The 20,871-nt window shown below is 59.9% G+C and carries 19 protein-coding genes and 1 pseudogene; 6 read left to right on the top strand and 14 right to left on the bottom strand.

Going from position 1 to position 20,871, the window contains the following annotated elements:
* The first annotated feature begins 8 nt into the window (after nucleotides 1-8).
* Nucleotides 9-1,424, top strand: coding sequence for a cation:dicarboxylate symporter family transporter (locus BLW71_RS32340; protein WP_091806893.1), 1,416 nt, complete (start codon nucleotides 9-11; stop codon nucleotides 1,422-1,424).
* A gap of 117 nt (nucleotides 1,425-1,541) precedes the next feature.
* Here the strand turns inward: BLW71_RS32340 and BLW71_RS32335 are convergent, their stop codons facing one another.
* The 3 genes from BLW71_RS32335 to BLW71_RS32325 all read right to left on the bottom strand — a co-directional run bounded on the left by BLW71_RS32335 (nucleotide 1,542) and on the right by BLW71_RS32325 (nucleotide 4,194).
* The gene (locus BLW71_RS32335; RefSeq protein WP_091806892.1) at nucleotides 1,542-2,291 is read right to left on the bottom strand and encodes an SDR family NAD(P)-dependent oxidoreductase; all 750 of its coding nucleotides are present in this window, start codon (nucleotides 2,289-2,291) and stop codon (nucleotides 1,542-1,544) included.
* Nucleotides 2,292-2,368: 77 nt separating this feature from the next.
* Complete coding sequence (folE, locus tag BLW71_RS32330; RefSeq protein ID WP_091806891.1) at nucleotides 2,369-3,094, bottom strand: GTP cyclohydrolase I; 726 nt, start codon at nucleotides 3,092-3,094, stop codon at nucleotides 2,369-2,371.
* Nucleotides 3,095-3,186: 92 nt separating this feature from the next.
* The gene (locus BLW71_RS32325; RefSeq protein WP_091809132.1) at nucleotides 3,187-4,194 is read right to left on the bottom strand and encodes a MerR family transcriptional regulator; all 1,008 of its coding nucleotides are present in this window, start codon (nucleotides 4,192-4,194) and stop codon (nucleotides 3,187-3,189) included.
* 223 nt (nucleotides 4,195-4,417) lie between these two features.
* On the opposite strand from BLW71_RS32325, the gene BLW71_RS32320 reads away from it, so the two are divergent.
* Nucleotides 4,418-5,413, top strand: a complete 996-nt coding sequence (locus BLW71_RS32320) for an NAD(P)/FAD-dependent oxidoreductase (protein ID WP_091806890.1) — start codon at nucleotides 4,418-4,420, stop codon at nucleotides 5,411-5,413.
* A gap of 86 nt (nucleotides 5,414-5,499) precedes the next feature.
* On the opposite strand, the gene BLW71_RS32315 is transcribed toward BLW71_RS32320, so the two are convergent.
* The 3 genes from BLW71_RS32315 to BLW71_RS32305 all read right to left on the bottom strand — a co-directional run bounded on the left by BLW71_RS32315 (nucleotide 5,500) and on the right by BLW71_RS32305 (nucleotide 8,067).
* The gene (locus BLW71_RS32315) at nucleotides 5,500-6,279 is read right to left on the bottom strand and encodes an EAL domain-containing protein (RefSeq protein ID WP_286162171.1); all 780 of its coding nucleotides are present in this window, start codon (nucleotides 6,277-6,279) and stop codon (nucleotides 5,500-5,502) included.
* Between the two features lie 79 nt (nucleotides 6,280-6,358).
* Nucleotides 6,359-7,690 (bottom strand): sensor domain-containing diguanylate cyclase, encoded by a 1,332-nt coding sequence (locus tag BLW71_RS32310; protein WP_286162228.1) that lies wholly within the window; start codon nucleotides 7,688-7,690, stop codon nucleotides 6,359-6,361.
* A 5-nt stretch (nucleotides 7,691-7,695) separates the two neighbouring features.
* A complete protein-coding gene (locus tag BLW71_RS32305; RefSeq protein ID WP_218157139.1) occupies nucleotides 7,696-8,067 on the bottom strand; it encodes a phosphonate transporter in 372 nt (123 codons plus the stop codon).
* 567 nt (nucleotides 8,068-8,634) lie between these two features.
* Between BLW71_RS32305 and BLW71_RS32300 the strand changes: the two genes are divergently transcribed.
* On the top strand, nucleotides 8,635-8,991 hold the full coding sequence (locus BLW71_RS32300) for a response regulator (protein ID WP_091806886.1): 357 nt from the start codon (nucleotides 8,635-8,637) through the stop codon (nucleotides 8,989-8,991).
* A gap of 159 nt (nucleotides 8,992-9,150) precedes the next feature.
* Here BLW71_RS32300 and BLW71_RS32295 read toward each other — a convergent pair whose 3' ends face one another.
* Nucleotides 9,151-9,534, bottom strand: coding sequence for a hypothetical protein (locus BLW71_RS32295; protein WP_091809126.1), 384 nt, complete (start codon nucleotides 9,532-9,534; stop codon nucleotides 9,151-9,153).
* Between the two features lie 260 nt (nucleotides 9,535-9,794).
* Between BLW71_RS32295 and BLW71_RS32290 the strand changes: the two genes are divergently transcribed.
* On the top strand, nucleotides 9,795-10,235 hold the full coding sequence (locus BLW71_RS32290) for an Hsp20/alpha crystallin family protein (RefSeq protein WP_091806884.1): 441 nt from the start codon (nucleotides 9,795-9,797) through the stop codon (nucleotides 10,233-10,235).
* 12 nt (nucleotides 10,236-10,247) lie between these two features.
* Nucleotides 10,248-10,652: an Hsp20/alpha crystallin family protein gene (locus BLW71_RS32285; RefSeq protein WP_091806882.1), complete on the top strand. Its 405-nt coding sequence runs from the start codon at nucleotides 10,248-10,250 to the stop codon at nucleotides 10,650-10,652.
* 146 nt (nucleotides 10,653-10,798) lie between these two features.
* Here the strand turns inward: BLW71_RS32285 and BLW71_RS32280 are convergent, their stop codons facing one another.
* The 7 genes and pseudogenes from BLW71_RS32280 to BLW71_RS41810 form a co-directional block, all read right to left on the bottom strand.
* A complete protein-coding gene (locus BLW71_RS32280) occupies nucleotides 10,799-11,662 on the bottom strand; it encodes a 4Fe-4S dicluster domain-containing protein (RefSeq protein WP_091806880.1) in 864 nt (287 codons plus the stop codon).
* Nucleotides 11,663-11,672: 10 nt separating this feature from the next.
* On the bottom strand, nucleotides 11,673-14,651 hold the full coding sequence (locus BLW71_RS32275; RefSeq protein ID WP_091806878.1) for a molybdopterin-dependent oxidoreductase: 2,979 nt from the start codon (nucleotides 14,649-14,651) through the stop codon (nucleotides 11,673-11,675).
* 127 nt (nucleotides 14,652-14,778) lie between these two features.
* A complete protein-coding gene (locus tag BLW71_RS32270; RefSeq protein ID WP_091806876.1) occupies nucleotides 14,779-15,519 on the bottom strand; it encodes an OmpW/AlkL family protein in 741 nt (246 codons plus the stop codon).
* A 200-nt stretch (nucleotides 15,520-15,719) separates the two neighbouring features.
* A complete protein-coding gene (locus tag BLW71_RS32265; RefSeq protein WP_091806874.1) occupies nucleotides 15,720-17,678 on the bottom strand; it encodes an acyl-CoA synthetase in 1,959 nt (652 codons plus the stop codon).
* Nucleotides 17,675-18,631, bottom strand: coding sequence for a fumarylacetoacetate hydrolase family protein (locus BLW71_RS32260; RefSeq protein ID WP_091806872.1), 957 nt, complete (start codon nucleotides 18,629-18,631; stop codon nucleotides 17,675-17,677). Before BLW71_RS32260 ends, BLW71_RS32265 begins: the two co-directional genes overlap by 4 nt.
* Before the next feature lie 34 nt (nucleotides 18,632-18,665).
* Nucleotides 18,666-19,735: pseudogene (locus BLW71_RS32255) on the bottom strand (VOC family protein).
* A 13-nt stretch (nucleotides 19,736-19,748) separates the two neighbouring features.
* Nucleotides 19,749-19,886 (bottom strand): hypothetical protein, encoded by a 138-nt coding sequence (locus BLW71_RS41810; protein ID WP_177205102.1) that lies wholly within the window; start codon nucleotides 19,884-19,886, stop codon nucleotides 19,749-19,751.
* A gap of 199 nt (nucleotides 19,887-20,085) precedes the next feature.
* Between BLW71_RS41810 and BLW71_RS32250 the strand changes: the two genes are divergently transcribed.
* Nucleotides 20,086-20,856, top strand: a complete 771-nt coding sequence (locus BLW71_RS32250; protein ID WP_091806870.1) for a TetR/AcrR family transcriptional regulator — start codon at nucleotides 20,086-20,088, stop codon at nucleotides 20,854-20,856.
* The last annotated feature ends 15 nt before the right edge of the window (nucleotides 20,857-20,871 follow it).

Here is a 20,871-nt window from a genome sequence, read left to right as displayed (position 1 = left end):
CGCACATCATGAACAACCATAACGCATCAAACGCATCGCCGGACGTTCCGCCGCCCAGAAGGCTGCCGTGGTACCGCAGGCTGGGAATGCAGGTTCTGACCGGGCTGATCCTCGGGATTGCCGTCGGTCTGATTTTCCCGAAGGTGGGTGGGCAGCTGAAGGTACTGGGCGACATCTTCCTGTCGCTTATCAAGGCCGGTGTCGCGCCGCTCGTGTTTCTCACCATCGTGCATGGCATCGCGTCGGCCGGTGACGTCAAGAGCGCGGGCCGCGTAGGATGGCGCTCGATTGTCTATTTTGAAGTGGTATCGACCATTGCCTTGATGGTCGGCCTGCTGGCTGGCAACCTGCTGCAAACCGGAAAGGGCATGACGGCCATCGCCGTCGGAGCAGCGCCGCCGGCGGTTGCAAAAATGGAATCACAAGGCTTCGTCGCGTTTGTCATGCACCTCGTGCCGGATAACTTCATCGGCGCCTTCGTGAAAGGAGAACTGCTGCAGGTGGTGGTGCTGGCTGTGATGGTCGGTATCGGGATACTCGCGATTCCTGAACGCCGCCGCGTCAGGATCAACGAGGGACTCGATCTTGTTTCCGAAGTCCTGTTCTCGTTCATCAACCTCGTGATGAAGCTGGCGCCGCTCGGCACCTTCGGCGCCGTCGCTTACGCGGTGGGCAGCAACGGCACCGCCGTGCTCATTGCACTTGCCCAACTCGTTCTCAGTTTCTACGCGGTTGTGATCCTGTTCATCGTCGTGGTCATGGGAATCATCGCGAAACTGGCAGGCTTTAGTCTGTGGCGCTTCCTCCGCTATATCAAGGACGAAATTTTTATCGTGCTGGGTACCGCGTCGTCCGAGAGCGCGCTGCCGCGCCTTTTAATCAAGCTCGAACGGCTCGGTTGCGCGAAGCAGACAGTCGGTCTCGTGTTGCCTACCGGCTATGCGTTCAATCTCGACGGCACATCGCTTTTCATGTCGATGGGCGTGCTGTTCATCGCTCATGCGTATGGCGTGCCAATTACGCTGCAGCATCAGGTCGGCCTGCTCCTGTTGATGCTGTTGACCTCCAAGGGTGCGGCCACGGTGTCAGGCGGATCGTTTGTGGTGTTTGCTGCGACGGTGGCGTCGACCGGCATCCTGCCTGTTGAAGGGGTTGCGGTGATTTTCGGGGTCTACCGCTTCATGTCAATGGCGATCGCCGCCTGCAACACGATCGGTAACAGCGTTGCCACGGTCGTGATTGCAAAGTGGTCGCATACGTTCGACGCGCAGGTCGCCGAGCGTCATTTCTATCCGGAGCGCTACCCGGCCACCGCGCATGCCGACGAAAGTCTTGATGACGGTAACTTGCTGCCCGAGGACACGAGCGACGCGAATCCGCACTCTGGCGGCATCTCTATGAAAAGTGCGGGCACAGCGCGATGATCTGTTCCGTTGGGCCGTGGGCGCCCCATCGGAGGCCTGCCGATTCCACGCGCAGGCAACTGAAGCCCGAAGCGATTCGGGAAAACTCCACGCTGACTGACGCGTAACGATATCGCATCACGCGCCCGCCATCGAATGAAGGATGCCATGGCCGCCGTCCACCCCGATCTGCTGGCCAGTGATCCAGCCAGCATCATCGCCTAGCAGAAAGTCGATCAACGCCGCCGCGTCCTCGCCTTGACCCAGACGCCTCATCGGATTGAGCTTTGACATCCAGGCGATCGACTCAGGTGAGCCGGTGAGCTTCGACGACATGTTCGAGACAGTTAATCCTGGATGAACGCAATTCACCCGAATACCCCGCTCAGCGTAGGTCGCGGCTGCCGTGACGGCGAGCGCCGCCACCGCGGCCTTTGCACCGGCAATGGCCTCGTGATTCGGAAATCCAGACTGCGCCGCAACCGTGCCCACCAGTACGGCGCTCGAGGGCTTGCGATGGGCGAGCGCAGCGGTAACGAAAGCCCGAAGCACGTGCCACGCACTGATGTAGTTATCGGCAAGAGTCGCGCGCATATCCGCTTCGCTGGTCAGGTGCAGCGGTCTGATCAGAATCGATCCAACGCAATGGGCGACACCGGTCACTTCTCCAAAGCGCTCAATACCTGCCTGAATTGCACATTGCACCTGCGCTGCATCGGTTGCGTCGGCGGGTGCAGCGAGTGCGCGCTCTCCAAGTTCGTCGGCGAGTTCGGTGAGCCTCGCTCCATCGCGAGATGTAAGAACAACGCTTAGACCGCGCGCTGACAGTCTCCGGGCCAGTGCAGATCCGACTGCACCGCTCGCGCCAGTAATCCAGATCGCCGCCATTGCCTCACTCCCGACAAGTACCCGCTACGTTCAGCCATTTAATACCGACCACCAAGGCCCACTTTCTGCCCTGCCAGTCAATTCCGACCCGGCAGAAGATCCAGAAACTCGCGACGCAATGCGGGATCCCGAAGAAATGAACCGCGCATCACGCTGTTCACCATTTTTGCGTCGTCGTCTTTCGTGCCGCGCCAATGCATGCAGAAGTGGTCGGCCTCCAGCACCACGGCAAGCCCGTCGGGCTGGATGCGTTCTTCGAGCAGATCCGCGATCTGCTTGACGGCTTCTTCCTGGATCTGCGGCCGGGTCATGATCCAGTTGATCAGGCGGCCGTACTTGGACAGGCCAATGAGGTTTGAACTCTCGTTGGGCATCACTCCAATCCAGACCCGGCCCATGATCGGACACAGGTGATGGGAGCAGGCGCTGCGCACACGCAGCGGGCCCACGATCATCAATTCATTGAGCCGTTCGACATTCGGAAATTCGGTGACAGCCGGCGCGGTGTCGTATCGTCCCGCAAAGACTTCGCGAACGAACATTTTTGCCACGCGTTGCGCGGTTTCTTGCGTGTTGTGATCGTTGTCGACATCGATGACGAGCGAGCGCAAAACGCCCTGTAGCTTGTCCGCGACTTCCTTTTGCAGCAGCTCCAGTTCTCCCTCGCGAAGGTAGTCGGCGATGTTGTCGTTCGCGTGGAATCGGGCTCCCGCACTGAGAAGCCGACATCTGATCCGCTGCGAAAGCGGCACGCCCTCGCCCAGCTCCAGGCCGTGGCGTATGTCCTGCGCGACTGATTCCATGAGACTTTTCTCCCAACGTCAATGTGTCAATCCGTACGCGTAACGTGCGCTGTAAACCTTGCGCTGTAAGCCCCGACTCGCGAAGACCCATCTCAATCCGTCTGATGCGGTTGAGGCGACCAGCCTTCTTCGCGCACCACACGCTCGAGCGCCGACTCGATCAGCACGCGCGCGCGATTGGCGACGTCGCCGAGATGCCGGTGTAACGCAACGTCGTGCGCCGAGCGCGACGTGCATTCGTCGCTATAGGATTCGAACGTCGACAGTTGCATCACCAGTTCAGCAAGGTGCCGCGGACATTCGCAGGCAATCGTTGACGAGCGGGCAGCGATGGCTTCGAGCTCGGCGTCGTCGTACCGACGTGGCGAGCGCGACCAGGAGGGTGCTTCGCCGGCCTCATGCGCCACCCGAGCGCTGTGACACAGATCGCCGAGCATCTGGCGAAGCTCGGTCCTGCTGTCGGGCTCCCGATACAGCCGCACACCCGCGAGGCGCAACGCTTCTGCCGCGCGCCCCGTACCGAAGCCGTACACCACGGCAACCGCCGCCGCGCCGCAGGCGTCGCTGAGCGCGAGAACGTCCGAAGCGGCGTCCTCATGCAGCGAAGGAACACGCAGCAGCAGAAGGTTCGCCTCTTCCCCTTCAGATGACGCGCCTTCGCGCGCCGCCGCGAGATCCGCATACTCCGCGAGCTTGCCAACGCCGTAGCGCCGCAGATCGATACCCGTTTCAGCCAGGCGCCGGGCCAGGTTCTCCCCCACTAGCGTGAGCCGGAACCTGACCTCGTGACTGGCATTGGTGGGGCGCGATCTGCCGCTGGACGCCTCCCCTGCGGCAAGAAACTCGAGTTGCTCGCGCTCGAGCCGCGCAATCGCTCCAATCGCGTGGCCGCGCTGCACCAGCGCGTTGATCAGAACCAGCCGGCGCACGTCGTCCTCGGAATACAGGCGCTGTCCGGCCTCACTTTTGGCCGGGCCCACCACTTCGTAGCGCCGCTCCCAAAGCCTGAGCCTCGTGACCGGCATCCGCGCGAGCCGGGCGGCCTCCCCACTCCTGTAATTGCGAGCGGGCGACGTGTCTTCGACGGAGGGCGACGGCATGGCCATTCCTTTAGCGTTGCATGACTCGGGATAATATTCCTGTTTCGAGTCAATGTGAATCATTATTGCGAGTCGCGTCGCCTCATCAAAGTTAAAAAAGATCGTCAATGTGTCATACTTGGACATCAAGACTCCATAATCAGAGTCACTGTGACGCACCTCAATGCGAAATTGGCTTTGGTGGCGGGTCCCTGCGAGTCCGCGAACCCTGGAGAGAGAAGTCATGCCTATAAAACGGAAAGGCCCACGAATAGCCGTCGTCGGTGCGGGGATCGCCGGGTTGTCATGCGCGACGGTGCTGCGCCGCTCCGGGTTCGAGGTCAACGTGTTCGACAAAAGCCGCGGGCCTGCCGGGCGGATGAGCACCCGTCGCCAAGGCGACTGGCAGTGCGACCATGGGGCGCAGTACTTCACCGCTCGCGATCCGCTCTTCCAGGCGGAAGTGGCGCGTTGGCAGAACGCGGGCGTCGCCGCGATATGGCCTGCACGAATCGCGGTGCTCGATGGGTCCGCACAAACCGCATGGGCGAGCAAGCAAGACCGCTTCGTCGGTACGCCGTCAATGAACTCGCCCGCGAAGTTTCTGGCTGACGCTCAGTCGGTGACCTTGGGTTGCACTGTCACGGCATTGCATCGGGATGGGCGACAGTGGCGTCTCGTGTCAGCCGAACAGGGCATGCTTGCGGATCGCTTCGACGTCGTGGTCCTCGCCATGCCCGCCCCGCAGGCGGCGGACTTGCTGCGTGAAGCCGCGACGGGACTGGCGGCGCTCGCACGCGAGACCGCGATGCGCCCATGTTGGGCACTCATGGTGCGCCTGCCCGCTCGCGTGCCGGTGCCGTTCGATGCCGCTTTCATCAATCAGGGGCCTCTGCGCTGGATGGCGCGCGACAGCAGCAAGCCGGGGCGCAACGGCCCCGAAACATGGCTGTTGCACGCGAACGCGGACTGGAGCGAGCTTTACATCGACGCCAGCGCGGAACGTGTCGCGGATTGTCTGCTCGAAGCGTTTGCGCTGCACGGCGGCCAAAAGTCCACCGAATGGACGGCACACCGCTGGCGATTTGCTGACACCGAGCCTAGCGAGGAGCCCGCGCCCGGATACATCTGGGATGAAGCCAGCGGCCTGGCATTGTGTGGCGATTGGCTCAACGGCGGCAGAGTGGAGGGTGCGTGGCACAGCGGCCGGATGCTGGCCGAGCGAATCGCCACCCGGTAGCTGGCGGCCCAATCGACAAAGCAGTCAGCAAGCCAGATCAAAGGTGCAAGGTAACCTGGACTGCGAGCAGACCAGCATGCTTATGGCTATGTAAAGCACTTTAGCTTATCGATTGCCGGAATCGTTTTAAAACCTGGTTTTGCGAAAAAATAGCCCTGCATCAGCCTGACTCCATGCGCAACAAAGAAGTCTCGTTCGCCCCTGGTTTCGATGCCTTCCGCCACGACACGGATACCAAGATCGTCGCAAATTGAAATCACGCCTCGCACGATGCGCTGACGCACCGGGTCAGTGTCGATACCGCGGAGCAGTCCCATGTCGAGCTTGATGATGTCGGGCTGGAAATCCACCAGCAGAGCAAGCCCCGAATAACCGGCTCCGAAATCATCAATTGCCGTCAGGAAGCCAAATGTCTTGTATGCCCTGAAAATCTCGACCAGATGTGTGCGGTCGGCCAGATGTTCGCCCTCAACAGTCTCGAATATGATTTTTTCAATCGGGAAACCATGCGTCTGCGCAGCTTCCAGAGTGCTCCTGATGCATACCTCCGGCCGATAGACCGCGTTGGGCATGAAATTGATGGAGAGAAACGAGTCGAGACCTAACGCGGCTGCACTGGCGATCGCAACCTGCCGGCAGCGCTGGTCAAAATGGTATTTGTTTGCATCGTCGATCTGCGACAGCACCGAGTGCGCGGATTCCCCGCTCGCACCACGCACGAGCGCCTCGCATGCGAAAACAGCCTGGGCGCTCACATCGACGATGGGCTGAAACGCGAAATCGATCTCTATCGGCAGGGGCGTTATGTCCCTGCACCCGGAACATCGTTGCGGCTGTCCCGCCACCCCATCGGGGCTACGAATCATGAAGGAATCCATCTGGTGTTATCGCGCTGACTGTTTGCTGATTAGGGTTGACGCCGTTGGTCCTGCTGCGGGGCGGCCGTCAGTCTCCCGGTGTGTTGGCTTCTTCGCAGGCGGAGCATGCTTCGCCCGCCGGCTCCAAAACCTCGCCGCGTACGCAGTTCCGCCCTGCTCTTTTCGCGTCGTAGAGCGCGCGGTCGGCGGCAGCCAGCAATCCCTGGAGCGTCGGATTGGCAGGACTCAATGTCGCGACGCCCAGACTGATCGTCGCTTTCAATTGCCCGACCGCCGTTTCGATTCGCGCCCGCTCGACCGCAACCCGCAGTCGCTCAGCGACCACCAACGCCTCGCCGGCCGTCGTAGACGGCAGCATCAGAATGAATTCCTCGCCGCCGAGTCTCGCGACCGTGTCGGACGTGCGTAACAGCCCCTTCGCTTCGCCGGCGATCCGTTTCAAAACCTCGTCACCCGCCTGATGCCCGGCCGTGTCGTTGATCCGCTTGAAGTAATCCGCGTCCAGCATAACGACCGACAATGCCCGCCCATGTCGTTCGGCGCGCGCCACCTCGGATTCGGCAACTTCAAAGAAGTGGGCCCGGCTCGATACGCCTGTCAGGTGGTCGGTCGTAAGCAGGCGCGCAAGGTTGTCGCTGCTCACCTTGCGCTCCGTCACGTCTCTCAGAACGACCGAATACCCCGCTATCTCCCCTTCCTCTTCGCGCAGCACCGCGACGAGAACCTGCCCCCAGTAGCGTCGACCGCCCCTGGTTTCACACCAGAACTCCTCCACGTGCCAACCCTCGTCACGCGTTAGCGCGATATGCTCCGGTGAACGGTGCGATACGTGCTCGTCGCGGGCATAAAAGCACGAGAGTGTGTGCCCGACGACGTCGGTCTCGCCAAATCCCGTCAGGCGTTCAACCGATGGATTCCAGCTTTCAATACGCCCTTGCGCATCAAGCGAGAAGAAAGCAAAGTCGTTGACGCTCGTGTAGATTCCGGCCAGCCACGATTCTGTTTGCCGCGCTCTTCTCTCGGCCGCAACCTGCCGGGAAATGTCCGTCAGCACCGTCATCAGCAGATTCTCACCCACCTTGATGATGGAACAGGCGAGCACGACCGCCCCCTCTTTGGCCGGCGTCACAAACACCCGGTGGTTTTCACACACTGCCCCCCGCTCGCCCTCAAAGCTGGCCGCCAGGTTGCGAAGCTCCGGCGCCACTGACGCCAGGCTATCGAAAATATTCTCGATACCGCCGCCTTTTACCAGAGGCATGAGAAGCTGCGCGGCAAGGGGGTTCATCATGTCCACGAGACCCGCCTGGTCGCTGCGGATAATCCCGACCGGGGACAGGTACATGAACGAGAGTAACGCCTCGTATTCGGACTCGAGGTCGTTCGTGTCTGGATTCACCGCGTTCAATGGGCCGCCTTTCGCTCAATCAGGACAAACCGCGTCGCGCAGTCCGGCGCTTTCAGCAGCCTGAGCCGCACCGGGGTCGGGCGCATGCGCAAGGTCAAAACGTAGGGAACAATATCGTCAATTGCCTCCTCGTCTTCGAAGCGCTGCGCCACCATGAAATTATTCATGCACGGGGCCACCTCTTCGAAGAAATGTTTCCCTAATACTCGCTGCGCCCGCAATCCGGCGTTCTTCGATTCGGTCGCGTTATAGACCGTGACAAGTGCATCCGGGCTTAACCCGATGACGCCAAACTGCATTTCATCTAACCGGGCAGCATCCAATCCAGCCAGCTCCCCTATTCGCACCGCCTCGAATTCTTCGTTCACGCTTATCCCGTGTGGCGCCACAACACCAAGTTCGTTCGTACCGACTATTTATCCAAAGAGTTCCAAGTGCTGCTTCTGGTGAAAATAGCGACAACTTGTTGCCCCAAAGAAACCGCCCAATAGACGGCATAACGGCCTCCGACGAAATAACTTTAACGCGAGAGCGGCGCTGGAGATTGCCAGAGCCTGTCGGTAATAACGTCCAATTGGGCGCACTGTCGCCGCGTTGCCATAGCGTGGCCAGGAAAGATCTACCCGCCCAACAAAACAACAGCCTTTTCTATGGATCCGCATGAGTTGCCCTGCACAAATTGCCGCGAGCTTACGAAGGACGTACTGGAGGTACGAATTGCTCGCGCGTTTCAGGCGCAACATAAGTTCTGCGATGGGAGCACTCTGTCCTCATTCGTCGACGCCCGAGCCATCCCAAGTTCGTTTGAACAGCCCCCCCGGTCAGCTGCCCCAAATAAGCGAGCGTCAGCAAACGGGTAACCGGCGCGAAGACACCGGGAACGCGAATTGCACGCTCACGTATCCGCTTACTCAACACATATAGGCAGTCGTCTCATGCACTCGATTCTGCTTGTCGATGACGAGCCGGATATTTTGACGGCCTGGCATCTGATTCTCATTGGAGAGGGGTACGAAGTGCGATGCGCCGCGAACGGCGCGGAGGCGCTCCGGATTCTGGACGGTTGGCGGCCGCACCTTATCATCACCGACTGGATGATGCCGCTGGTTGATGGTCGGGAGCTATGCCGTCATATCAAATCGAATCCCGAACTTTCGCGCATTCCTGTGCTTGTTCATACAGCAGCGCCAGCGGCCGCTCGTGAAGCGAATTGTTACCACGTCTGCCTGCAAAAGCCGGCGCCTATCAACGTCGTTCTCACAACCGTGGCGAAGCTATGCGGCAGCGCATAGACGGACGAGACCTTCGGGGTTGGCCTCGCAACCGCATCACGGCTGCTGCTACGGCCAGTATCGACTGCAATCACAAAATCCTGCTCCACGTGATTGCAAACGGACCGGAAAGCCGAAGTGGACCCGCGGCCGAGAGCGGCAACGGGCCACGCAACCTTATCACTGGATAGGCGGCACAACACCGAGTTTTTCGGCCAGCATGCGTTCATAGACGCCGAAATGCAGGTCTACCTCTTCCTGCGTAACTGTCTGGACTAGAACGTTGACCTGGTCGGGTAGCAGTCCCATCACTGTTGAGATTGCGCCCTCAAGTTGCGGCGCACAAATGCGGTCTTCGGCGAGTGTCGTGCCTATGGATATGTCATAACTTTGCTCCTTCCGCTGCACGATTTCGACTATGCGGGCTCGCGCGCTCATGTTGTTATCGACCGCCAGTCTCACGACGCCGGCAAGCTGATGCATCACTTCAGTCGGAAAGCCTTTCGTCGAGCGCAACCTGAACCGATGCTTTCCGAGAGTTATCCACTCTGTTTCGAATTCCATGGAGTTCTCCTGGGGTGACACTGGTGCGCGGATGATAAGGGCGGTCATCGGTTTTTCAAGCCCGACAACAAGCCAGAAAAATTCCTCAAATGAGGGGCTTGAAAATCTTTTCCTGCATCTTATTTTGAAAACGCTCGGGCAGTCGCTCGCGGGTCGACGCGGGCGCTGCGTGTTTCAACCTTGTTTGTTTTGCGGCTGGGGCAAGCGGACTGGAGCGCGTTCACCGGTTCGTCTCCCCGCCACCAGAGGAGAAAGCGACCATGAGTGACCTTTACTTTGGCACCGAACTCTTCAACGAACTGGACCGTCTGCAGCGGCAGATGTCTAACCTTTTCGGCGGATTTCCTTCCAGCCTTCGCTCAAGCCGAGTCGGGACCTTTCCACCCATCAACATCGGGACGACCGACGATACGATTGAAATCGTCGCGTTTGCGCCCGGTATTGATGCATCGAAGCTGGATATTTCCATCGACAAGGGCCTGCTGACCATCGCCGGCGAGCGGACGAGTTCACTGCCCGATCCCGCCGACGGCCGACGGGCCTACACGCACGAGCGCTTTGCCGGCTCTTTCCGGCGAGCGGTCGAGCTGCCCCAGCATGCCGATCCCGACAAGGTACAGGCGCGTTACGTGAACGGATGCCTGTTGATTTCGGTTGGTAAGCGCGAGATGTCCAAACCCCGCGCAATTACAGTTGAGTGATGAGGTGACACGATGAGCGACACCACGCAAATTGCACAGCGCGAGACCGATCCAGCAAGCCGCAGCGCCGCAGACGAGACCCGCCGGCTAACGCTGACACCAGCGGTCGACATTTTCGAGGACAGTCATGGTGTGACGCTACTGGCTGACTTGCCTGGCGTCACCAGGGAACGGCTCGATGTGAACGTCCATGGCGGGAGCCTGACCATCGAAGCTCAGTCGGCTGTGCCTACCCCGGCAAACCTGCGTCTCTCCCACGCCGAGATACGCGCCCCCCACTTTTCGCGACAGTTTGCCGTTAGCGATGATTTCGACACGTCGCGGATCGAGGCTAACCTGAAAGATGGCGTGCTGAGGCTGACCATCCCGCGTCGGGAGGAAGCAAAACCACGCCGCATTGATGTCAGCTTGGGCTGACCCCCAAAGCGGATCCTATCTGGAGCTCTCTCGTAGGCCGGACCAGATCCTCGCCTTTTCCCGGTCGGGGCATCGCGTTCTGTCGTATCCCAGCCAGATAGGATCCGCCGGTCTTGGGCAAAGCAGCTGTGTTGCGGTGCTCATGATCACGCGACTCCCACGCCGGTTGTCGACTGGGCGAGCCTGATCTCGCCCAGGTAAGCGCTTTCGTCCAGTTCGCAATTACGCCGGGCGTTACCGGCGTCATGATGGATTTCGACCCGATAGAGGCCACTTCCCTTGGCAAGCCCACCGAAGCGGAAATCGCCAAAGTAGTCCGAAACGGTCTCGCCCACCTTCTCGTCACCGACGTACAACGTGACGACTGCATCCGCGACGCACTCCGTCACGTCTTCCATCTGCACGCTGACGCTTCCTCCAATGAAGCAGGTTTCCCAGCGCTCGAGGCCGCTATACCATACGCGAGGCTTCGTGCCGAGATTCGGCCTCAACACCTTCAGCCCCTCGCGCCGGGCCTTCTCCTCCATTGTTGCGTCATCCAGCTTGACGGTCTCAAATACGTCGGTGGGGCAGGACTGCTGACAGCGCGGCCGGGACCAGCCCTGATCGAGCAGATGCGCATCGAAGATCCAGGTCTGTGGCAATTGAAGCTCTTCGTTCCAGACGATTGCCTTGTACGGGCACGACTTCACGATGTCTTTGCGACCCCGCGCCTTGTCCGGGTCAATGATGACGATGCCGTCGGCGCGCTTGCGAATCGCATCGCCGCCCACCCGCATGCACGGCGCGTCGTCGCAGTGGTTGCACATGACCGGCAGATACGTGGTCTCGACCATATGGGCGTCGCCCTGAACACGGCGCAGGATGCGCACGACGCTCTCTGCATTGGCCGACGCGGGCGCGGCATAACCGGGAAAGTCGTTTCCGACATGCTCGTCCCGGGCGGCGATGACGCAGTTCTGGCAGTTCTCGCACTGCCCGACCTTGACAATCAGATTCCACTTGCTCATTCCATGCTCCTCACGCTGCACGACCGAGCATGAACGCCTCGGCGGATTTCCACTTTTCGACCTGCACCAGACACGAGTTGGGACTCATGCTGCTCGTGCCGGCGGTTTGAGACCGGTCGGGGGTCAGCATATTCATGCAGCCGCCGATCTCGACGCGCTCGCCGTCAATTTCAATCAGTCTGAATTCGGCACTCGCCTCGTATGACTTGACAACGCCCGCGTTGACCAGCGGCGAGACGTCGGCGGCACAGATCACAGCGCCCCTGTTGTTGTAAACCTTGACCAGATCGCGATGGGCGATGCCTCGCAGCACCGCGTCCGCCACACTCAGCCTGAGCAGCCAGAAGCGGTGGCCGCCGATCAGCGCGCGATGGTCATCAATGCTGTTCACCGAGGAATTTTTGCCGTCGCAATGGGTATGGAAGCTGTAACGACTGTGCGTGGCAATCAACTGGAGTGGATACCGGTCGGCGAGTTCGGAACGCATTCCCTCCCACGACGGAATGTAGCGATTGAGCGCCGGCCGTTCGGGATTGTCTGCCGTGTGCCGCTTGAGCAACTCGGGTACGAACTCCAGTTTGCCGCTGGGCGTTTGCAGACCCGAGCCGAATTTTTCGGCGAACTGCGACGGCAACGGGTGGGGTTCCTGCAGGTCTTTGCGCCGGCCCTCCGCGAACCAACGCATGTCCACCGGATGGCGCAATTCGGGCTTCTCGGGTGGCACGACAAAATAACCCTTGCGGCAGAACTGGCGCCACGAAATATGATCCGGCAGATCCGACGAGTCGAAGACGCGCTTGACCCAGTCAAGCTCACTGCAGCCCTCGGTGAACACGGCGCCCAGGCCCAACCGGGTCAGGATCGCGGTGAAGATGTCGTAGTCGGAACGCGACTCGCCCAAAGGCTCGATGCACTTGTGCTGGAGCGTCATGATGCGATGATTGACCGTGCTGTAGCCATGATGTGCGTAGCCGCCGGAATTCGACCATTCCCCGATGTCCCAGCGCTCCAGAGAAGTGCAGGCAGGCAGGATGATGTCGGCAAACTGAGCCTCACCCTCCATCCAGATGGACTGATTGACCACGAACTCGATACTCGAGTGTCGGTAGGCGTCGGCCCAGCGTCCGGAATTCGTCACCGTGCTGAAGGCGGATCCGCCGTAACGGTAGATCATGTGGATCGGCGAATACCCGGGCATGGGATAGGTAAACGGCGCGAACTGGGCTTCCTGCGACATGCCGTCCCACAGGTAGCCTGTGGCATGACCGTTGACGATGGCATCGGGAAGTTGCTGCCGCGGCACCATCTGCTTGACGGGATTCATGGTCAGGATATGCGGCATGCGCTGGTAATTGTTCACCGCGTTGGCGGTCCACGCCAGGTCGCCGGAAATGCCGCCGTCAGCGTAGCCGGGGAAATAGAAATGGAGGTCGTGAGGAACACCCGCTTCAAGGCAGCCGAAATTCACGCCCGGCTTACCCCAGCCCTGCATCGCCATCATCATGATCATGCAGCGTGCCCATTGGGCTCCCGTCGCGCCTCGGCCCGCACCACCGAATCCCGCACCGGTCATCCCGACAGCCAGATGGACCTTCCTGTTCCCCCAGCGGCGCGCAAGCGCGCGGACGTCCTTGGCGGGCACGCCGGTCTCGCTTTCCTGCCACTCGGGCGTTCTGGCAACGCCGTCGGTTTCGCCGAGAAGGTAGGCTTTCCACTCGTCAAACCCGGTCGTGCGGGTAGCGACGTAATCCTTGTCGTACAGGTTTTCCACGGCCCACACGTACATGATGGCGGTAGCGAGTGCGGCGTCGGTTTGCGGTCGGACCGGAATCCATCGCCCGCCGAGTAATTGCGCGGTGGGATTGCAGTGCGGGTCGATATGCACGAACTCAATGCCGAGTTCCTTGGCCCAGAGGCGTCGCGGCGTTCCCTCGAATCCCGCATAGGCGCCATTGGTGCTTTCGGGATCGCAGGACCAGAAGACGATCATGTCAGCTTCCTTCAGGCAATCCTCGACACCGCCATAGCCGGATGGAACGCCGATCCGCATCGAATTGCCGAAATGATGCATCGCGCCCCAGTACCAGCCTTCCCAGCTGTCGGGGTTCGCGGCGACCCGGGTGAAACCGATCAGGTTGGCAAAACGCGTCAGCGCGCTGAGGTAATAGCCCACGTTCCCCCACTGGTGGTGGGACGACAGCGGGAACGTAATCGAACCTGGTCCATGAACGCGCTTCTGCCGGTTGATTTCTTTGGCGACAATGTCCAGCGCCTCCTCCCAACTGATACGTACATAGCCGGACTTGCCGCGGTTTTGCGGATTGCGTTCGCCGTCAGGATCGAAGTCGACTCGCTTCATGGGATGAAGGATGCGCTTGTCCGAATAGACGAGCGACTTGAGCGTCAACGCGTGGGGCGCGACCAGTCCACGCCGTGGCGGACTGAAGCGGCGTCCACGCGCTTCGATTACCCAACTCGGCGCGTCGGTGCTGTCGAGATCGATGGGCGTGACCCGGACGACGCGGCCACGGTTGACGTAGACGAACAGCGGGCCGCCGTTTGTGCACGTGGTGTAGCGGCGCGTACCGTCGCGCATCCGCGTGCCCATCGGCAAACCGATGGTCTGCATCATGCTCAGGGTTTGCATGACCCAAACCAGCAGTTCGTCCTCGCCTTCGGTCACCACTTTGAAGTTCTTGGCGGCGTGGATAATCTCGCCCTGGTCCGGCTTGGGGGAAAAGAACTTCAGCGCGGTGGCGACATCCTTGAAAGCCATGCGCACGTCGGAGCGCCGATGATTGCCGGCACGCGACCGAATGTGGCCATTCTTGAACTCGATGAGCCGATTGATACTTCCGTCCATGAGCCCGATCGAAACGACCAGATCGCGCTGCTTCAGGCGTTCACGATAGGCGGGAAACCGGCGTGCCGTCAACTCAAGGAGCTTGGGCAACGCAAAAAGAATGGTCTTGAGGACCTGTCGTTTCATATTCGATCCAAAAAGAACTTATTGCACAAGCGGCGGCATGAACGCCTGAACGGCAAGCTTGCGTGAACATGTGAGCGGCTCTGACTGGCGCGGTCATGTCACGCTGGGAGTCAAAGGTCTGTACTCATTAAAACGTATAGGCGACGTTCACGAAGACGCTAAGGGGATCGAGCCGAAGCGTCGATCTGGACACGATCTGCGTTCCAGTCGCTGTCTGTCCGTACAACACCAGATTAGTTTTCACCGGCATATAGTTGACAGTGGTTCCGACGGACCAGTGCTTCGTAATCGCGTAATTTGCCCCGATTTCGAACACCGGATTCCACGATGAACTGAGCGTGGCGTGTGCCGAACCGCCTGGACCCACGCTATCGGTCACGAACTGGCTATTGGTCGTCCGAACCTGGGTGAACCACGTGTAGTTCACGCCTAATGCGGCGAATGGGCGGAATTTCGATTCGGCTGAGAAAAGGTGGTATCGAAGCTCGATCGCGGGCGGCATCGGTCTCGTGGAACCCAGGTTGCCATACTTCTGCAGCGTGCCGTCGCCAATCAGATTTACCTTCAATGGCAGTCCGAACAACACTGCGACACCGATGCTGTCCGTGACGTAGTACTCGGTGGTGATGCCCACCGTATTGGTTGAACTGGCATGCGCCCCGCTGCCGGTCAACTGGCGATTCACCGCTACGCCGCCGACGCTTTCCACGGTCAGCGGTGTTGCATCACCCTGCGGTGCAATGTGAAGCCATCCTGTCGACAGTGTCACGCTTCCGGCCGACTGCGCATTGGCGTTGCCGATCAAGCCGGCCAAGCAGATGCATGCTGCGATACCGACCGATCTGAAGGCTCGTTTGCAATTTTCCATGTCTCTTCTCCTGTCCCTTTGTCTAAAAATTTTTATGGATTATTGGTGTGACCTTTGCAATTTCCTGATTGGCGGGTTCTTCTCCTTCCCTGTTTAATACAGCCCTTATCATCGCCCCTATCACAAATTAGGTTTACTAACTTACCAACACCGTAATTCCATCGAATCGCGGCATCGCCACGCGGCCCTCTGATTAAGTTCTAATCCCGTGCGGAGACCGAGATCGAAAATGCGAACGGAAAACGCCCCAGCACGGAAGTCGCCAATACTTCCAACGTCGGGTCTGAAAGTTCGACGTGCAGTGAAACCCCGCGTGAGGTGTCATCAATCAGACTAACGGTTGCGTCCTCGACGCCCGCTTCCGCGAGGGCCGACCGCATCGCGTCCGTCATTTCACGGCGCTTCAGTGCGGGCTTGAATATCTTGCCAACGCCCGTCAGAGGTATCGCATCCACGATCCGTATGCCCTTTGGCAGTGCGGCACGTTCGTTTATCTCGCGGCGCAGGAACTCGGCCAATTCGGCTTCGGTTGCGGTGGTGCCAGGCTTCAACTGGACATAGGCAACCGGCAATTCGCCGGCGTGCATGTCCGGGCGCCCTATCGCTGCTGCGATCTGTACCGCGGGATGACGATGCAGTGGTTCTTCGATCGCCGCCGGGTCGATGTTGTGCCCCCCTCGGATAATCAGTTCTTTCTTCCGGCCGGTGAGCCAGAAGTACCCGTCGGGATCGGAGCGTCCGAGATCGCCGGTGTTGAGCCAGTGCGCGCTGTCACCGCCTTCCATCCAGATGCCACTGTTCTGGTCCGTTCGCATATAGCCAGCGAACACGTTTGGCCCGGAGATAATCAGTTGGCCGACCTCATCCGCCACGCAATCCCGTACGTAGCGGCCGTTTTCGTCGACCACGACTGCCTTCATTGCCTGACCGGGCAAACGAAGCCCAATCGAACCGGCCCTGCGCTCGCCAAGCGGAGGGTTGACGCTGCTGACGCAGGTGCCTTCCGTGAGGCCGTAGCCTTCAAGGATTCTTACGCCGGTACGATTCTGGAACGTGCGAAGCAGTTCCACCGGCATGGGGGCGGCGCCACACAGTCCATACTCGAGCGAACTGATATCGTGCGCGCCAACGGGAACGTCCAGCAGAGACCCATAAAGTGTCGGGACCCCGCTAAAGAAGTTGATGCGGTAATGCTCGACAATTTCCCAGAAACGATTTACAACGCCGTCGCCTCGATAGCCTTGCGGAGTACCGAGCACGACGTGGGCACCACGCGAGAACGCCAGCAGACCCGTCACCAGCACGGCATTGACGTGGAAGAGCGGCAATCCGCAAAAAATCGTTTTCCCCGGACCAACGCTTTCGCCAAGGAATTGCCCCGCACTCCACGCATTGGCCACCTCGTTGCCGTGCCGTCGAATCGCAATCTTCGGCAGTCCGGTGGTGCCGCCCGTGCAGAACAACGACGATACATCCTCGACACCGATTTCAACCACGCTGCTGAGCACATCGCCGTCTTCACTGGCTATCGCGGTGCCGAAATCGTGAACGCAAATATGCGAAGGAACGGCACTATGAATGCCGCCACGTCCATGCAATCTTGAAGACTCATCACGCTGCAGCGTTCGGGCCGCGGAACGCTTTTCGCGCGGCATCCGGTCGGCCAGATTGACGAGCACAAGATGCTTGAGGGAAGACACTGTATGCAGCACGGTTTGCACTTTTTGCCAGAGATCGACCCCAGGAAACGGTGCCAGTGTGACGAGCACACTGGCGCCCGAAGCATTAAGCAGGTCGCCGATGGCCTCCCCTTCAAGCAGCGGGTTGATCGCGCACACGATCCCCGCCGCCTCGCCGCCCCAGATCACAAAGTGCGTCTCCGGAAGGTTGGGCAGTACATAGGCGACAACTGAGTCGCGCTGTACTCCCAGCCGCGAAAACAGGTTCGCGGTTCGCGTGATGTCGCGCACCAGTTGGCCATAGGTCCAGCACTCGCCGTTCCGGTACTCGTCGGCCGTTGCAAAGAACGAGAGCGCGGGTGCCGATGGATTGATGGCGGCGCCCCGACAGATCATCTCGTAGGTACTCGACGGCAGGTCCGCCAACCGCGCCTGCGTTTCGATAGCCTGGACATCGTCCATGTTCGCGACGCCTGTCATGCTGCCTCGTCAACAACGAAGTTACGCTGCACGCCCAGATTGATGGAACCGTCGCTGCTGACGATATGCGCCTCCACGAGATCCCCCGCCTGCAGGTACTGCGGCCTGTCCTCCTGCATCTTCAGAAAAAGACGCCACTTTTCTGCTTCGGGCAGTTGCGCTGCGGCGCGCTGCTTTTCGGGCGACGGAATGCTCAGCGCACAGCCCGAAGGTGTGCCGGTGGCGAGCAGGTCGCCGGCGTGCAGGTCGTGAACGGCGGAAAGCTCGGTTAGCGTCTCGGCCGGACCATAGACAAGGCCCGCCGTGGAATCGCTCTGCCGGACCGTTCCGTTCACCATGAGCGTCAGCACGAACTCTTTCAGCTTTGGAATATCCTGTTCCTCCAGCAAGCAAAGGTAAGGACCCACCGGGCCGAACGTGCGATAGCTCTTGCCCTTGTAGAACTGCATCTGAGGAATCTGGATGTCGCGCGCGGAGTAGTCGTTGACGATCACGACGCCGGCTATATAGTCATGCAGGTTTGCGTCAGAGACCATTTCGCGCGAGTTGATGTCGCGTCTGAGCACGAGCCCGAGTTCGATCTCGTAGTCGAGGAACCGCACCTCTTTCGGTTTAACCACGGGTGAGTCGGCTGGGACAATGCAGCTTGTTGCTTTCGTGAAGATCATGTTGAATTTCTTCACATCCGGATCCAGTCCGGACTCGATCATATGCTGGCGGTAATTCGCGCCTTGACAGATGAATTGCTGATTGGCTGTCACGGGCGACAACCACTGCACTTCCGATTCGGGAATCGTGGGACCGCTCAGCATGAACAGCCGCTCGACCGGATTGGCTTCGATAAACTCAGCGGTCGTCTTGAAGTCGCCCGGAATCGGCGTGATCGCGCCGTTGACGACGACGCCCCATTGGGGACGGCCATGATGCCTGTAATGCAGAACGTGAAGTGCCATGGTTAGATCTCCGGATCTTATGGAATGGATTGGTTCAGGCGAAAATCTTTGCCAGCCTGCGAAGTTTGGAGAGCGTCAGGTCGGGGCTGCGACGCAGGTTCTTGACGAGCGCCACGATGCTCGCGGGCGTGAATTTTGGTTTGGTGAAGCTGCGTGGCATTGCCGGTCCCCACTGCGCCATCGCTTCGCGACTCACCGCATGCACGCCCACGGGCGTGTCGGCTGTAAAAAGATCGCCGTCGCAATAGTGTTCGTGCTTGTCGCCCCACGGGTCTTGCCAGTAGTCGAAAATCTGACTACCCAGGATATGCCGGCCGATCCCCCACGCGTGCGTCCAGCCCTTGTCGCGCAACACGCGCTGCCCCATGCCAATTGCGTCAGCGTCAACGACTTCGTACGCACTATGGCTGTAGGTCGGTACAAAGCCTTGTGCAAGCGCTAGCGTATGGTGATCGGCCGGCCGTTCGCCAAGATCGAGCCGCATGAACGCAACGACGGGGGAACCATCGGGAAGTACCTGCACGTCGCTTGGAATGAAGCCGAAGTGCTGCGTGTACCACGCGCAGGTTTCCTGATAGTCGACGAGTTCTAGCACCACATGTCCAAGCCGGATGATTCCGGCGCACATTCGGGTGGCCGCTGTGTTCCGTTAATGCGCACGGCCGCGTCCACGGAATTGAACGGCAACGGTGGCCGATGAAATAGCGCTGAAGCCGGCGCCTGATCCCATATCGCATCGACGCGAAAACCGGAAGGGTCAGTCAGCCGCACGGTATAGCCGCCGCCCGGCAACTGCGATCGTTCGACCGCAGATGCGCCAGGCAGCCTTGCAAGTGCATCGAGCTCGGCCTTGGTGTCGACCTGCAGCCCAAGGCCGACGAACCGGGATTTCGGCGCCCTTTGGATCACATAGCAAAAATGCGATGCGCCGGTTCCTCGCAACAAAACAAGCTCTTCATTGCGCAACACGGTTCGTAGACCGAAATCACTGAGAAATGCCTCGGCCTTCACAAGATCCGGCCGATCGAATATCAGGTAGGTCAATGCCGAGGCTTTCGTCGTGGGATTGGGATGACGGGCCGGCTGTACGGTGGTCTGTTTCATGGCAGGACGGAAATCAAACGGTTTGAATGGCCGTATTCGGCTTTGAAAGCCGGCGCGTGCCGATGAGACTCGACGTAACGAACTTCGGATCGGCATTCAGGCTGCCGAGCGAATTCACGCTGCCGAACAGGCCCAGCACGGTCGACCTCATGCGCCGACGGCTGAGCCGGGTTGCGCGGGCCGAACGGCCCGGTAGTGTTGATTGCTCCTGTCTCCACTGTCACTCCGTCTGTCTATTTGTTTATCTGGCGTCGCCGCACGCTTTTGTGACATTAAAGTCATAGATGATAGTTTTGTCAATAGAGACATTTCAATCTATACTTGGGCATGAGCAAAGACTGGAACTCGTCATGGCGAACTCTTTGAACCGGCCTGCACCTAAGCGCGCCGGCCGTGTGACCCGCGTTTCCGCGGCTTCCGATTCCCCGGCTCCAGTTCCCGAGGAGCGCGAACCGCGCGGAGCGCGCCGCAAACGTGAGACGCGCGCGCGCCTCCTCGACGCAGCGCTCAGGCTCATGTCGGACAAGGGCATGGAGGGCGTTGCAATCAACGAAATCACCGAGGCCGCCGACGTGGGCTTCGGTTCGTTCTACAACCACTTCGAGTCGAAAGAAGCCATCTACGCGACGCTCGTCGACAACGTGTTCGAGGAGTTCGGCGACATGCTCGATCGCCTCACCGGCGGCCTGTCCGATCCGGCGGAAGTGATCTCCGTCTCCATGCGCCACACCTTGATGCGAGCGCGGCGCGATCCCGTCTGGGGACGTTTCCTGATACGCGAAGGTTTTTCGGCGCACATCCTGAGCCGTGGGTTGGGCCAGCGGCTATTGCGGGACATTGGAAATGGCATCGCCGCCAAGCGCTTCGTGGTCGCTGACCCCTTCATCGGCTTTCTTTCGGTGGGTGGTACGGTGCTTGCCGCAATCGCAGCCGAGTTGAATTTCGTCGCGCCTGGCGCGCCGGCGGCAGCGCTGCTCGACGAACTCGGCTTCAGCGGGGAACACTTTGCCGAGCGTACGGCAGCAACGCTTTTGCAAACACTCGGGCTCAAGCGCGCGGAGGCTGAGAAGATTTCGACGCGGGCGTTGCCGCTCATCGAAGCGGAAGTCGAGGCGGAATAAGGCGGACGCGAAAAA

The sequence above is a fragment of the Burkholderia sp. WP9 genome, assembly GCF_900104795.1.
Taxonomy (GTDB): Bacteria; Pseudomonadota; Gammaproteobacteria; order Burkholderiales; family Burkholderiaceae; genus Paraburkholderia.
This window is presented reverse-complemented; position numbering and strand designations above follow the sequence as displayed.